The following is a 14,535-nucleotide window of genomic DNA, read 5'->3' as shown; positions in this document are numbered from 1 at the left end:
GGGTTCTCGCCGTACAATAACTTAGCTTTCAAATATACGTTTTGCGGGGCTTACTGGATCAGGGTAAATGGTTAACCGCGGCGGTTTCTTTAAACCAGAGAGGGAAGGTAACTTATATATAAATTGTGTGCAAGCTATTTATTATAAAAATATTTATAATAAATCTTATCAACTGCTTACAAAGCCCATTTTTAGTTACCAAAGGATAAGTATGAATTACCTAATAGTGAGTGATATTTATGGTTTAACCCCTGCTTTAAGTAAGTTATCACAGGCAATTAGTTCAAATTTAGTGATTGTTGACCCATACAATAACAAGATTCAAGCTATTGAAAGTGAAAAAGATAGTTATAATAATTTTATACAGCAGTGTGGCCATGACAAATACACGGACAAACTTCTAGAATGCTTTGAGAGTTTAAAAGTGCCGACCACATGTATTGCGTTTAGCGCAGGGGCAAGTGCAGCATGGCGGGCACAGTTATTAACAGGCAATACACACCTTAAAAAGTTAATTGGCTTTTATCCGTCGCAAATTCGTAATCATTTAGCGTTAGATGCAAATGTACCCTGTGAATTCATATTCCCAGCAAGTGAGAGTCACTTTAATGTTGATGAAGTTATTAAAGCTTTAAGCACCAAAGCAGGTGTTAAGTGCTATAAAACCAATTTTTTGCATGGTTTTATGAACGAGTACTCAACCAATTTTAATGCGCAAGGGCTGGTTGAATATAGTAGCTATATAAAACAGAGCAGCCGTTAAAGCGTGTTTAGCTGCTTTTTATTAATATCAGGAAAATCAGTACGGGTATTATATTTTGCATACAGCGTTGTAAAAATGCTGCTGCCGGATAACTTATCTAACTCTTTTATAAAGGTTTTAGCGCTAGAACGAGCGGGTCTACAGCATGTTTGATACTGTTTTATTATACCCGCGACAGATAAACCTTGTTTTTGTAGCTTAAGGTCGGCCTGTGCAAAAAAAGCCGCACCCGTCCAATAAACACGTTGCTGGGCGCGTTGTTTCCACATATCGGCAGAGAGCTTATTAAGTGGCTGTGTTTTAGTTTTGGTTTGCAGGCGGGCACGATCAAATCCTGCATTTAAACGTTGTACAAACTGTGGCTGGGTGATTATACCGCTGTCACGCATTATTACGTTTTGCATATAACTGGCAAAACCCTCGCTTAGCCAAAAACCGGAGTAGGGAAGTAGCGGCAAATATAAATGCGAAAGTTCATGGTATAGCGTCCAATCTTTAGTGAATGCATTTAAACTGGCGTAGCGATCTATATGTAGTTCAATCCCATCGGGGTTATTGCGCTTAACTGTAGCCCAAGGTACAGGCTCAAAAGCAAAGTATTGCGGTTTTAAATAAATAGGCAAAGTGGTTTGCTTTAAAGGCCCCAGTGTATTTTGTGTTTTTTCAACACTTTGATTAACCCATGTAGACACCGTATTTTGAGCATTACTTGAGAGCGAGCTAAGGTTATGTATGACTACTTCAGCGGCTAATACGTTAAAAGAGCTGATTGATAGTAGCAGTACAAAAAAGTATTTCATTAAAATGCTCCACTGTAATTTAATAACTGGTACGCCAGGCTTAATATACAAGACCAACTAAATGGATAAATAATCACGCCTAATTCTTTATTTTTTAAAATGATAGTAACTATAAAAGTACAAATACAGACACCTCTAGCTAAGCATGGTTTAATCAATTAATCGTTATTTTAAGTTAGGTTTTAGCCATGACGTATCAGCATATTCAAGTTCCTGAGCACGGCCAAAATATCACTATTGATGCACAAGGACATTGGCAAATACCGTTAGAACCTATCATTGCTTTTATTGATGGCGATGGCGTGGGGCTGGATGTTATGCCGGTGATGCGCCACGTTGTTGATAGTGCAATTGAGCATTGTTATAAAAGTGCACGGAAAATTCATTGGATGCAAGTTTATAATGGCGAGCAGGCCGCAAAGCTGTATGACGGTGACTGGTTTCCACAAGAAACAATTAACGCGGTACGTGCCTGCAAAATTGCCATAAAAGGGCCGTTAACCACACCACTGGGTGGTGGCTTTAGATCGCTTAATGTTGCACTCAGGCAAGAAATGGATTTGTTTGTAAATATGCGCACTATAAAAGGCTTTAGCGCACTTCCTTCTCCTTTAAAAAATCCTTTTTTAACAAACATAACAGTGCTTCGTGATAGCAGCGAAGACGTGTACTCAGGTATTGAGTGGCAAGCAGGGAGTGTAGAAAGTGAAAAAATGCTCGATTTTTTATGTGAGGAAATGGGCGTAACCCGCTTAAGGTTTTCACAAGAATGCGGTATTGGTATTAAAAATATATCTAAAGAAGGCTCTGAGCGACTAATGCGCTTTGCCATTAACTATGCACTTAAAAACGATAGTGAATCATTAACGCTAGTGCATAAAGGCAATGTACTTAAATTTACCGATGGGGCATTTAAGCGTTGGGGGTATGCACTTGCACAAAGCGAATTTAATGCCACTGCACATGAAAATGGGCGTTGGCTGCAAATAGAGCGAGTAAATCAAGCACCTCTAATTATTAAAGAAGTTATAGCCGACAACATGCTGCAGCAATGTTTAATGCACCCAGAGCAATTTGATGTAGTGGTGACGACTAATCAAAATGGTGACTTTTTAGCGGATATGCTGAGCGCACAAGTTGGCGGTGTTGGCATAATGCCTGCTGCAAATTTAAATAACGATGTCGCATTTTTTGAGCCTACACACGGCACGTTTGAACGTATAGCAGGGCAAAATAAAGCAAACCCCAGCAGTAGTATTTTAAGTGCGGTATTAATGCTTAAATTTATGGGATGGGACGAGGCCGCATTACTAATAGAAAATGCGTTAGAGCAAACATTTAAAAGCGGTGAAGTAACCTTTGATTTAGCGCAAGAGCAGAGCGATAACTCAAGTATTCATAACTCGACAACCTTAACTTGTACTGGCTTTGCAAAGAAGGTTATCGAGCACTTTTAAACACATTCATTATTAAGCTGCTGAGGCAGTTTTTACTCTGTGCATGCAAGGGCGGTTGGTTAACTGCGCTGCACGATGGTAAATCTCATGTGCTTGAGGTTCATCGCACTGCGTACCACTAAGCGTATCCATTAACGCAACAACAATAATTGCAGGAACCTGGCAGCAATATTCGTCTAAAACGGCTTCTGTCGTTTGTGCATCAACATGGCAAAGTGGGTGGTTTTTAAGTTGGTATGCGTTTAGCAATGTATCCACTTTTAATACATCATTTGGTTGGTGCTTTGTTTTACGGCATTTACAACCAAACTCATCAACTAAAGTAGCTAATGCTTGGTAAGTTTCAGTGGTGTTAGTTTTTGTGCATAACTGCTCTTCAATAAACTGATGTAAGTTAGCATCAATAAATAACCCGTCTTGTTGTGTGAAGCTTGATGTTGTCATAATTATTACTCTTAGTTTGTTGGCTTAACTTCACTCTAGCGCTAAGTGTATTATTAATGAAATTGTTGTTTTCAATAACTGACATTGATTTCATCAATAGTAAGTTTTAAAACTAAATAAAAAATAGAAAACATACCTAAATTATACTAATTAATTTGGTGCAGAGCGGTAAAAACGTGCACAAAACTGGAACAAGGGGATTAGTTGATGAGTTAAGGTGGATGCTTAGTTAATTGTTTTTATTGAATTTTAATTGTTTTATGAAGTTGGTACTAAGCTTGCTAATCTTACACTGTAGGTAGACTCCTATATCGACGATTTCCAAAAGCGCCATGGTATTTTCCCAAAGTTGAATACCACGGCGCTTTTTTATTTTCTCGTGTATTTTATTTAGCCGTAACAATAGTAATATTAAATTTTAATAAAGTAGGGAATAGCCACTAAAATAGCGCCTACAATCAACAGCATGCTAACACTGCTCATAAAATACGGAAATACCAATAGCGACAAACCAATACAAAGCGGTACTACGGCTTTTTTTCTTCGCCCGTAAGTAAGGTAGCCAATACCTATGCCTCCAAACAAAACACTCCACGCAATTATTGATGCACTATCCATTTGTAAATTACCTATTTTGAAATACTGATTTAAATTACGACCGACATAGCCAGCTTTTCAATACCATGTGAAGGAGTCCATCTTTTAAATTCCACGAAGCCATGCTTTTTATATAAATTTATTGCAGGAGTATTAGCAACCGCAGTCTCCACTATTGCATGAGAAAAATCATCCATCGCTAAAACATAACTTATTAGCTTACTTGCGATACCTTTTTTAAAATGACTAGGATCAACGGTTAAACTACAAATATCTAAACACTCGTTGTTTGTATCTACTTCAATAACGGCTGCTAAACATTCATTTTCGCTGTAGCCATAAAAGGTTGTTTCTGATTTTTTTATACCTTTAATATTACGCGCTAAAGGAGGAAAGTTATGCGCGCCAATCAGTTTAGCCTCTATAGCATAGGACTTTTGAAAGACAGCAAAAATTATATTTGCAGTATCGTTATTCTTATTATTAAGTTTGTTTATCATTATATTCTTCTAATGAAAGTAAAGCTTGGACAGTATGCGCGATAGTAAAATACCTAGTGTTTGATGTGATGAAAATAATAATTTATCTATCTGCGATCGTTTTAGCAAACGCTAATAACTCACGCCTTAACCATTGGTGCGCTGGCGCATGGTGCAGCAGTGGGCTCCATATCATTTTTACTTCAATAGGCACTATTTGGAATGGCACCGGGCTGATTACCAAATCAGTATGAGAGGTTAATAATTTAGCTTGCCTGCGCGGTAGGGTGGCAATAAGTTGCTCTGATTGGCAAAGCAGGCTTGCGACCATGTAGTGGCGAGTAAAAACACGTATTTTACGGGTTTGTTCTAGTTGCCAAAGCGCTTCATCTACCCAGCCTAATTTTTGCTTTCCTGATTTATTAGTAACAGCGGCTTCAGGCCCCCAGCCGGCACGATTTACCCAAATATGCTCTTTTTTTAAGTAGTCGTCTAACCCTGATTGTTGTAAAAATGTATTTTTAGGATGCGTTAAACAACAGTAATTATCGCGCCATACACTGGCTTGATGAAACGAGCGTGGCAAACCATTAAAGCGATTTATTGCTAAATCTATAGTGCCTTTTTCCATGTCTTGCAGGTTTATGTCGCTTGGACTTAATACATCAAAATTAATACCGGGATTTTTACTAAGCTGCGCAGTTATAAAAGGGGCTATTAAGGTCGACTCTATGTAGTCATTTGCCATTATTCTAAAGGTAACTTCAGCGGTTGCAGGGTTAAATTGCTCACTAGGCTGCGTAATAGCTTCGGCCATTTTTAAGAGCGCCTCAACTTCAGGCTTTAACGCAAGTGCCTTTGCCGTTGGCGTCATAGAGCCTGCGGCACGCACAAGTAGCGGGTCGTCAAATAAATCGCGCAAACGTTTTAATGCGTTACTCATAGCCGGTTGCGTAAGCGCGAGTTTATTTGCAGCTTTCGACACACTTTTTTCATCTATTAACACATTTAAATAAACGAGAAGGTTAAGATCGACATTTCTTATATTCATATGGGCGTGTTGGCCTTTCAGGGTTGAAATTTGTTCAATCTAGGGGCGATTTAATCGCGGCGCGAGGTTTGCCACCTAGTGGGCTAAGTAAAAATCGAGCAACAAAGAGTTAATCGTCCCTAGAAAGAACCCTATGGGCAGTGTGTATTTGGCCTTTATGCAGCGTTAAAGTACATTTATGGGGAGCCACCACACTACATGTACTTTGCCTTGCTTATAAACCAAATACACGGCTGCAAAATTAACCTCGAAAGGTCAATACGCCCAATAAATTCTATTTATATGGTTTATTAATTATCTAAATTAAAGCCTGCTTGCTAAGGTGTAAACAATTAATAAAAATAACCGCCATAACTGGCATCAATATAAGTGCTGTATTTATGCAAAATAGGCTAACACATCAATCTAATAATACGCTGCAAAACGTTATTGCCAGTAAGCTTGCACGATCTGTTTTTGCTGGATTTGAGGCGATGTTTTCGCAATTTTTAAATATTACACTGGGTGCACAAAGCCGTTTTGAACAACGACAGTACCATAGTGTGCAAAGTGCTATGCGTGAACGTTTACAAGTGTATGAGCGCGAAGTGAAAAACGTGAGTGAAGCCGTGAGAGTTATTGCTTATGCTGAGCTTACTTGCCCGCAAACGTGGCAGTTAGCTAAAAATATTTACGGCGATATGGTACAAAATCACGAAAACAAACCTATTGCGCATACTTTTTTTAATTCAACGTTTGGCGCAATTTGGGACGATAAAAAAATTCGTACTGTGCATTTGTTTGTATTAAAAGCAAAGTATCGTAGTGAGCCGCGCTCTTATGAAAGCTTAGTGAGCAGGGTATCGCTACATAATGGGTTTAATAACGCCGTTAAAACGCTTATCACTAATCAAGTATTTAGAGTGCCGTTTAGTCATTTAGAACTTGATGTAGCCACATTACAAAGTACGTTAATGCAAGGCGCTAAGCAGCAATGCAAACAGGTGTACGAACTTATAAATTTAAACGACGGTTATATTGAATACGCCAACTCATTATTTTTTAGAAACAAAGCCTGTTATTTAATTGGGCGCTGCATTGCTAAAAATGGCGACAATATGCCTTTTGCTATCGCTATTTTAAATACCGATGAGGGACTAAAGCTTGATGCTGTAATGATGGGCGCCGATCAATTAAGTTTATTATTTGGCTTTGCACGCACCTATTTTATGGTTGATACCGATAAGCCCGCTCGTTATGTAGATTACTTAAGTGTGTTAATGCCACACAAACAACGCTTTGAGTTATTTAACGCCATTGGTTTTATAAAGCACGCCAAAACTGAGTTTTATCGGTATAAGGTCGATACGACTAAAAATAGCCCAGCCAACTTCAAGTATGTTAAAGCGCCAGGGACGCCAGGTATGGTAATGCTGGTATTTACTATTGAAGGGCTAGATTACGTTTATAAAGTAATTAAAGACAAATTTAGTGCGCCAAAAACAGCCACCAAAGCACAAGTGATAGACAAGTATAACTTTGTAAAACAAGCCGATAGGGTTGGGCGTTTGGTAGACACACACGAGTTTAGATATTTAGCGTTTGATTTAAGCCGTTTTAGCGACGAACTGCTTGAGCAGATGAAAAACCAAATTGGTAGCAGTATGGTTATATCGGGTAAGGCACTCATTTTAAAGCACGTTTATGTTGAGCGTAAAATGACCCCGCTTAATTTATATATTAACCAATGCGATAACAAAACCCTAGAACGAGTAATGCATGACTACGGTAAAGCAATTAAAGAGTTAGCGGGCGCTAATATATTTCCGGGCGACATGCTAATGAAAAACTTTGGCGTAACGCGATGGGGGCGAGTGGTGTTTTACGACTTTGACGAAATTTGCCCGCTTACCGATTGCAACTTTAGAGAGGTTCCACAAACCCAAAATGCACTTGAAGAGCTAAGTAGTAACTCGTATTTTGATATAGCTGAAAACGATATATTTCCGAGCCAATTTAAGGTGTTTTTTAGTGCCAACGAGGTTGCGTTTAATTATTTTAATAATGAGCACAGTAACTTGTTTTTAGCGACGTTCTGGCAGGATTGTCAGCAACAAGTACATAATGGTTATCTACCCGATGTTTATCCTTATAAACAAAGTTGGCGCTTTTGAGGTTGTTTGAATCTGTGTTCATCCCCATCTATATGTTATTACAGTTTTTAAACTTGGAGCAACAATGAAATATATTTCTCATGAAGATGGCAATCTTGCATTTAGTGAAACCGAAAAGCCGGTTTTAAAGAGCCATGAAGTACTTGTTAAAGTTGCAGCAATAGGTGTAAACCGTGCAGACAGTATGCAGCGCCAAGGTAAATACCCGGCCCCTGCGGGAGATAGCCCGATTTTAGGTTTAGAATGTGCGGGTACAGTTACTGAGCTTGGAAAAGATGTAGATAAAAGCTGGCTAAACAAGCGTATTTTTACGTTGTGCTCAGGTGGTGCTTATAGCGAATATGTAGCAGTTGATGCAAAACAGCTTATGGAATTACCCGATGATGTAACAATGGCTGAAGGCGCTGCAATAAGCGAAGTGTATTTAACGGCATTTGGCGCGTTATTTGAGCTTGGTAAATTACAAAAAGGGCAAACAGCGCTTATTCATGCAGGTGCTAGTGGTGTGGGCGGTGCAGCAATTCAAATGGCTAAAAGCGCAGGTGCTACCGTAGTTATTACCGCTGGTACGGATGATAAATGCCAACACGCAAAAGAACTCGGTGCCGATCATGCAATTAACTACAAAACCACTGACTTTGTAGAATATATGAAAGCAAATGAGTTAACAGCAAATGCAATTGTAGATCCTGTTTCGGGTAGTTACTTAAATAAAAATGCCGCTATTGCAGCCATGGATTGCCAAATTGTGATGCTTGCATTTTTAGATGGACGTTTTGCAGAGGTTGATTTTGCGGCGCTTTTACAAAAGCGTATTTCGTTTCATGCCTCAACGCTTAGAAATCGTAGTATTGAGTTTAAACGTCAGGTGCGCGACGACTTTGTAGCGCGTTTTTACAATGATATTGCCACTAAAAAGTACGACTTTAACTTGTATAAAACATTGCCTTGGAGCGACGCAAACGAAGCCCATGCTATTTTAGAGCGTAATGAAAACGCAGGAAAAGTGGTTTTACTTGTAGAGTAACTCTTTAATTTTAGGGTTTAGCCCATATACTAAGCCCTATAAAAACACTTAAGGTTTAATAATGAATCCAATACTAGCAATACTTAAAGAGCACAATGTAAGCGACGAAAAAGTAAAAGCATTGTTTGAAGCGTTTACTCAAAACCCAATGATGGCAATGGCGCTTGTTCAAGAGCTTGGTATTCCGCCAGAAAAGCTACAGCAACTAATGGCAGTCGTGATGACTCAACCGCATCTTATTAAAGAAGCGACTGACGAACTTGGTTTAGATTTTGAAAAAGTAAAAGAAGCGAAAGAAAAACTAAATCAATAATTTGTTATGTCATGAAACAAAAATAAATAAAAAAGCATAAGTATTTACTTATGCTTTTTTAGTTGGCTTATTCTTTTATGACTACTCTTTTGGAAGTAGTACGGTGTCGATAACATGAATTACGCCGTTGCTTGCTTTTACATCAGCTTTTACAACTTTAGCGTCATTTATCATTACGCCCATGCTGTCGGCTTTAACCATAACTGATTGGCCTTGTAGTGTTTTCGCACTATCTACCTTCATTACATCGGCTGCCATCACTTTTCCAGACACTACGTGATAAGTTAATACCGCCGTTAGCTTATCTTTGTTTTCAGGCTTGAGTAACATTTCTACAGTGCCTTCAGGTAATTTAGAAAATGCAGCATCTGTTGGTGCAAAAATAGTAAAGGGTCCTTTACCTTGCAGTGTTTCAACTAAACCTGCGGCTTTAACAGCAGCAACAAGAGTAGTGAATGAACCATTTTCAACGGCTACTTCAACAACGTCTTTTTTCATACCATGATGATCAGCATAAGCCATTGTAGTAAATCCAAGGCTTGCAGTTGTAAACAATAATGCAGTAGTAATTTTCTTAAACATTTTATTTTTCCTTTAAGTTAATACCCGTTGGTTTCGTTAAATGTTACGACGCTCTAAATTTAATCGATCAATTAAAATTAGTAGTCAACATGTTTTGTTACATCATTGATTGAACTGCAGCTAAATAGCAAAGTCATATAAACAGTTACTTAATTAAAGACTTGTTCAATTGAAGGGAATAGGCATGAAATTAGTTTATAAGTTTTGGAAAAACAACCGCTCTCTTATCGTATTTATTGCACTAATGAGCGTATTTAGAAGCGCTGTAGCCGATTGGTACGAAGTGCCAACAGGCTCTATGAAGCCAACAATTCAAGAAGGTGACAGAATACTTACCGATAAAATGGCCTACGATATTCGTGTCCCATTTACGCATATAAAACTACTTAAACTAGCGGACCCACAAACCGGTGATATTATTGTTTTTGACTCACAAGCTGCCGATAACCGTTTAATTAAACGTGTAATTGGTGTGCCAGGAGACACCGTTGCGCTTGAAAATAATGAGCTCATTATTAATGGTAAAAAACTTAATTATGCAGATCAGCAAAGCAACATAGACTCGCTTGATAAAATCGAAGATTTAAACGGGTTAGCGCATTCGATAAGAGTGGCAAATATTCCTTCACGTTTATCGGGCTTTGACGCAATTACAATTCCTGATGATTATTATTTAGCAATGGGCGATAACCGCGACAATAGCGCTGACTCGCGTGTAATAGGTTTAATTCCGCGTAATGAGTTATTAGGAAAAGCAGAGCGCGTTATAATCTCACTTGATTACGATAACTATTACTTACCAAGAAAAGACCGCGTATTGAAAAAGCTCAATTAAATAAGATAATTAATTTTATAGTTAAAATATATAAGCTTGGTAAGAACACTACGCTCTTGTTCGGTATTTAATATACGACTAAACATTACTTTAGCCCATAAAAAAACCGCTGACATATCAGCGGTTTTTTTATTGTATGAGTAATATTACATTACGCGCATACCAGGCTCTGAGCCGTCATCTGGGTTAAGAATATAAATTTCTTTTCCGCCAGGGCCTGCTGCTAATACCATGCCTTCAGACATACCAAAGCGCATTTTACGAGGCTTAAGGTTAGCAACCATAACGGTTAGCTTGCCTTCGATATCCTCAGGTGCGTAAGCTGATTTAATACCCGCAAACACTTGGCGAGTTTCGCCGCCTAAATCAAGTGTTAGCTTAAGTAGTTTATCTGCGCCTTCTACGTGCTCTGCTTTAGCAATTTTAGCTACGCGTAGGTCTACTTTTGCAAAATCATCGAACTCAATCTCGTCGCTAATTGGCTCTTTTGCAAGCGGGCTGTTAGGGTCAATTGTTACTTTTGGTGCTAAGCTTTCTTTAGATTCTTCAACCATTTTGTTCACTTTATCCATTTCAACACGTTGCATTAACGGTTTAAATTTATTGATAGGGTGGCTTACTAGTGCATTTTGAACGCCGTCCCATGCAAGGTCGTCATTTAAAAACGCTTGTACGTTGTCTGCCATTCCTGGTAGCACGGGTTTTAAGTAAGTAATTAAAACGCGGAACAAGTTAAGACCAAGAGAACACACTTCGTGTGCTTCTTGTTGCTTAGTTTCGTCTTTAATTAATACCCAAGGTGCTGCGCCATCAATAAATTGGTTTGCTTTGTCGGCAAGCGCCATTATTTCGCGAATTGCGCGGCTGTAATCGCGGTTCTCGTAGTGTGTTGTAATGCTCGGTGCAGCAGCTTGAAACTCTGCTAACAGCTCTGGTTGCATAATAGTGTTGCTTAGCTTGCCATCAAACTTTTTAGTAATAAAGCCAGCACAACGGCTCGCTATGTTGACTACTTTACCTACTAGGTCTGAATTTACGCGCTGTGCAAAGTCTTCTAGGTTTAAATCCAGATCAACAATACCGCTGCTTAATTTTGCTGCGTAGTAGTAACGTAAGTATTCTGGGTTTAAGTTATCTAAATAAGTACGCGCTTTAATAAACGTACCCTTTGATTTAGACATTTTTTCGCCATTCACAGTTACAAAACCATGAGCGAATACGTTAGTTGGCTTTCTAAAATTAGCGCCTTCTAGCATTGCTGGCCAAAATAAGCTGTGGAAGTAGATAATGTCTTTACCAATAAAGTGATAAAGCTCTGCGTCTGAACCTTCAGCCCAAAACGCATCAAAGTCGAGGCCTTTTTCGTCACATAGGTTTTTAAAACTCGCCATGTAACCAATAGGTGCATCTAACCAAACGTAAAAATATTTGCCTGGTGCATTTGGGATTTCAAAACCAAAATAAGGTGCGTCACGGCTAATATCCCACTGTTGCAAGCCATCGGTAAACCATTCGTCTAGCTTGTTAGCCATTTCTTGTTGAATAGTTCCCGAGTGTAACCACTCTTTTAGCATGCCTTCAAATGCTGGCAGGTCAAAAAAGTAATGCTCAGAATCTTTAAGTACAGGCTCAGCACCTGACATTACAGAACGCGGGTTAATAAGTTCGGTAGGGCTGTATGTAGCACCACACGAATCACAGCTATCGCCGTTTTGGTTTTCAGACTTACACGTCGGGCAAGTACCTGTTACAAAGCGGTCTGGTAAGAAAATACCTTTTTCTGGATCGAATAATTGCGAAATAGTGTGCTTTTTAATATGACCGGCATCGTTTAGGCGGTTATAAATAAGTTCGCTTAATTCTTTGTTTTCTTGGCTGTGGGTGCTGTGGTAGTTATCAAATTTGATATTAAAGTCAGCAAAGTCGCGTTGGCGCTCTATGCTCACTTGTTTTACCATTTCTTCAGGCGTGATCCCTTGCTTTTGCGCATTAAGCATAATTGGCGTGCCGTGGGCATCGTCTGCGCAAACATAATAAGCTTCGTGGCCTTGTAGTTTTTGAAAACGTGACCAAATATCAGTTTGAATATATTCCAATAAATGACCTAGGTGAGTAGGGCCATTTGCATAAGGTAATGCGCTGGTAATCAGGATCTTTCGCTGCGTCATAATCATTCCGAATTGAGGATAAAACGCCGTTTTTATTATACAAACGGCAATTATCATTAATTTATCTACAAGCTATCTGCTTAGAGTGCGCACAGCTTATGGATTTTTATTAATTGACTGGTGTTAATGCCCTGAATGTTACATAATTCCGTGGCACTTTTCATCAAAGAAACGCTATTTAATTGCTATGTTTGGACTGTCGAAACTATTCTCTTCTAAATCGGTGCAAAAACAACCGATTATAACTGCCTTAGCGGCATATCGTAGTGCGGCTTTTGCCGTCGGTATTGACGAAAGCTTCATTGATACTATTACTCAAAATGACGATAAATCACTACAAATCAAATTAACTCTGCCATTTGCTGGGCAATCAGAAATGCCTTTAGTTGAGCAACACGTAAGTGAAAGCTTAAATGTGCCTGTAACAATTAGCGCCAAGGTTATCATTAAAGAGGCGGCTAAGTTTAAGACGATTAAACATATTGTACTTATTGCCTCAGGCAAAGGTGGGGTAGGTAAGTCGACTACTGCTGTTAACTTGGCAGGCGCGCTTAAAAATGAAGGCGCAAAGGTGGGTATTTTAGATGCTGACATTTATGGCCCATCTATCCCAATGCTTTTAGGATTAGTGGGTGCAGAGCCCGTCACTAAAGATAACAAACAGCTACAGCCTTTTGATGCCAATGGCATTAAAGCGCAGTCAATTGGCTTTTTAGTTCCAAGCGATGATGCCACGGTATGGCGCGGGCCAATGGCGTCAGGCGCGCTGAGCCAGTTACTTAACGAAACCGATTGGGGCGAGCTTGACTACTTAATTGTTGATATGCCACCGGGCACCGGTGATATTCAGCTTACAATGAGCCAAAAAGTACCCGCTAGCGGCACTGTTATTGTCACTACACCGCAAGATTTAGCGCTAGCCGATGCGCAAAAAGGCATTGCTATGTTTAATAAAGTAAACGTACCGGTGCTTGGCTTAATAGAAAATATGAGCCACTACATTTGCACTCACTGTGGTGAAGCTAACCACGTTTTTGGTAAAGACGGTGCACAAAAACTGGCGCATAAGCACGGCGTGCCTGTACTTAGCCATATTCCACTTGCAATAGATATACGCGAGTATTCTGAGCAAGGTAAACTTATTGCAAGCGATAACGATGCCGCAATAAGCAAAACATACAGCGCAGCAGCAAGGTTAATAGCCAGCACGCTTTATTATCAACAGCATCACAATGCAATTGAAATTGTGATTACGGAAGATTAATAAATAATGAGACTTTCAGACACACATATTAAAGAATACTTAAGCGATGGCCGCATAGTTATTGAGCCTGCACCAACGAGCGAGATGATTTCAGGTGTAACGGCCGATTTACGCTTGGGTAATAAATTTAGAACTTTTAATGCGCATAACGCGGCATACGTCGATTTAAGTGGTCCAAAAGATCAGTTAAATAAGGCCATGGAATCGATCATGAGTGAAGAAATAGTGCTTGATGAAGGTGAAGCATTCTTTTTACACCCAGGTGAACTTGCACTAGCTATTACCCATGAAAAAGTAACTCTACCAGCAGATATAGTAGGTTGGTTAGATGGACGCTCATCGCTTGCGCGTTTGGGTTTAATGGTGCATGTAACCGCGCATCGAATAGACCCAGGCTGGAGCGGCAATATTGTTTTAGAGTTTTACAACTCAGGTAAATTACCACTGGCACTACGCCCACTGATGAAAATTGGTGCTATGAGCTTTGAAATGTTATCGGGCCCGTGTGAAAACCCATACAATATTCGTAAAGATGCAAAATATAAAGATCAAAGCAGCGCAGTAGCAAGTCGTATTAGTGACGATAAATAATCACCAAATAT

The 14,535-nt window shown here is 39.3% G+C and carries 15 protein-coding genes; 8 read left to right on the top strand and 7 right to left on the bottom strand.

Annotation, left to right across the window (positions count from 1 at the left end; all coding sequences use genetic code 11):
* Positions 1 to 211: 211 nt before the first annotated feature.
* Positions 212 to 763, top strand: coding sequence for a hypothetical protein (locus H5089_RS02015; protein ID WP_182711348.1), 552 nt, complete (start codon positions 212 to 214; stop codon positions 761 to 763).
* Here the strand turns inward: H5089_RS02015 and H5089_RS02010 are convergent.
* A complete protein-coding gene (locus tag H5089_RS02010) occupies positions 760 to 1,563 on the bottom strand; it encodes a hypothetical protein (RefSeq protein ID WP_039490175.1) in 804 nt (267 codons plus the stop codon). The genes H5089_RS02015 and H5089_RS02010 overlap by 4 nt on opposite strands.
* 188 nt (positions 1,564 to 1,751) lie before the next feature.
* Between H5089_RS02010 and icd the strand changes: the two genes are divergently transcribed.
* Positions 1,752 to 3,020, top strand: a complete 1,269-nt coding sequence (gene icd / locus H5089_RS02005; RefSeq protein WP_138488944.1) for an NADP-dependent isocitrate dehydrogenase — start codon at positions 1,752 to 1,754, stop codon at positions 3,018 to 3,020.
* Positions 3,021 to 3,032: 12 nt separating this feature from the next.
* On the opposite strand, the gene H5089_RS02000 is transcribed toward icd, so the two are convergent.
* From H5089_RS02000 to H5089_RS01985, 4 genes are all read right to left on the bottom strand, one after another.
* The gene (locus tag H5089_RS02000) at positions 3,033 to 3,464 is read right to left on the bottom strand and encodes a hypothetical protein (RefSeq protein ID WP_182711347.1); all 432 of its coding nucleotides are present in this window, start codon (positions 3,462 to 3,464) and stop codon (positions 3,033 to 3,035) included.
* A gap of 411 nt (positions 3,465 to 3,875) precedes the next feature.
* Entirely contained in the window at positions 3,876 to 4,082 is a 207-nt protein-coding gene (locus tag H5089_RS01995) for a hypothetical protein (protein ID WP_007375422.1), read from the bottom strand.
* A gap of 29 nt (positions 4,083 to 4,111) precedes the next feature.
* Positions 4,112 to 4,561, bottom strand: coding sequence for an N-acetyltransferase (locus H5089_RS01990; protein WP_182711346.1), 450 nt, complete (start codon positions 4,559 to 4,561; stop codon positions 4,112 to 4,114).
* 82 nt (positions 4,562 to 4,643) lie between these two features.
* Positions 4,644 to 5,591 (bottom strand): LysR family transcriptional regulator, encoded by a 948-nt coding sequence (locus H5089_RS01985; protein WP_182711345.1) that lies wholly within the window; start codon positions 5,589 to 5,591, stop codon positions 4,644 to 4,646.
* A gap of 380 nt (positions 5,592 to 5,971) precedes the next feature.
* Between H5089_RS01985 and aceK the strand changes: the two genes are divergently transcribed.
* The 3 genes from aceK to H5089_RS01970 all read left to right on the top strand — a co-directional run bounded on the left by aceK (position 5,972) and on the right by H5089_RS01970 (position 9,084).
* Positions 5,972 to 7,744 (top strand): bifunctional isocitrate dehydrogenase kinase/phosphatase, encoded by a 1,773-nt coding sequence (aceK, locus tag H5089_RS01980; RefSeq protein ID WP_182711344.1) that lies wholly within the window; start codon positions 5,972 to 5,974, stop codon positions 7,742 to 7,744.
* 64 nt (positions 7,745 to 7,808) lie between these two features.
* Complete coding sequence (locus H5089_RS01975; protein WP_024595341.1) at positions 7,809 to 8,771, top strand: zinc-binding dehydrogenase; 963 nt, start codon at positions 7,809 to 7,811, stop codon at positions 8,769 to 8,771.
* Between the two features lie 61 nt (positions 8,772 to 8,832).
* Complete coding sequence (locus H5089_RS01970) at positions 8,833 to 9,084, top strand: DUF2999 family protein (protein ID WP_007582532.1); 252 nt, start codon at positions 8,833 to 8,835, stop codon at positions 9,082 to 9,084.
* A gap of 81 nt (positions 9,085 to 9,165) precedes the next feature.
* Here H5089_RS01970 and H5089_RS01965 read toward each other — a convergent pair whose 3' ends face one another.
* Complete coding sequence (locus tag H5089_RS01965) at positions 9,166 to 9,666, bottom strand: fasciclin domain-containing protein (RefSeq protein ID WP_007582534.1); 501 nt, start codon at positions 9,664 to 9,666, stop codon at positions 9,166 to 9,168.
* A 184-nt stretch (positions 9,667 to 9,850) separates the two neighbouring features.
* On the opposite strand from H5089_RS01965, the gene lepB reads away from it, so the two are divergent.
* On the top strand, positions 9,851 to 10,501 hold the full coding sequence (gene lepB, locus H5089_RS01960) for a signal peptidase I (RefSeq protein WP_182711343.1): 651 nt from the start codon (positions 9,851 to 9,853) through the stop codon (positions 10,499 to 10,501).
* A gap of 146 nt (positions 10,502 to 10,647) precedes the next feature.
* On the opposite strand, the gene metG is transcribed toward lepB, so the two are convergent.
* Entirely contained in the window at positions 10,648 to 12,669 is a 2,022-nt protein-coding gene (metG, locus tag H5089_RS01955) for a methionine--tRNA ligase (RefSeq protein WP_024597613.1), read from the bottom strand.
* Between the two features lie 187 nt (positions 12,670 to 12,856).
* On the opposite strand from metG, the gene apbC reads away from it, so the two are divergent.
* Positions 12,857 to 13,933 (top strand): iron-sulfur cluster carrier protein ApbC, encoded by a 1,077-nt coding sequence (apbC, locus tag H5089_RS01950; RefSeq protein WP_182711342.1) that lies wholly within the window; start codon positions 12,857 to 12,859, stop codon positions 13,931 to 13,933.
* 6 nt (positions 13,934 to 13,939) lie between these two features.
* A complete protein-coding gene (gene dcd / locus H5089_RS01945) occupies positions 13,940 to 14,524 on the top strand; it encodes a dCTP deaminase (RefSeq protein ID WP_002959670.1) in 585 nt (194 codons plus the stop codon).
* Positions 14,525 to 14,535: the final 11 nt, after the last annotated feature.

Origin of the sequence: Pseudoalteromonas sp. SR45-1 (assembly GCF_014163655.1) — a bacterium.
Taxonomy (GTDB): domain Bacteria; phylum Pseudomonadota; class Gammaproteobacteria; order Enterobacterales; family Alteromonadaceae; genus Pseudoalteromonas; species Pseudoalteromonas distincta.
This window is presented reverse-complemented; position numbering and strand designations above follow the sequence as displayed.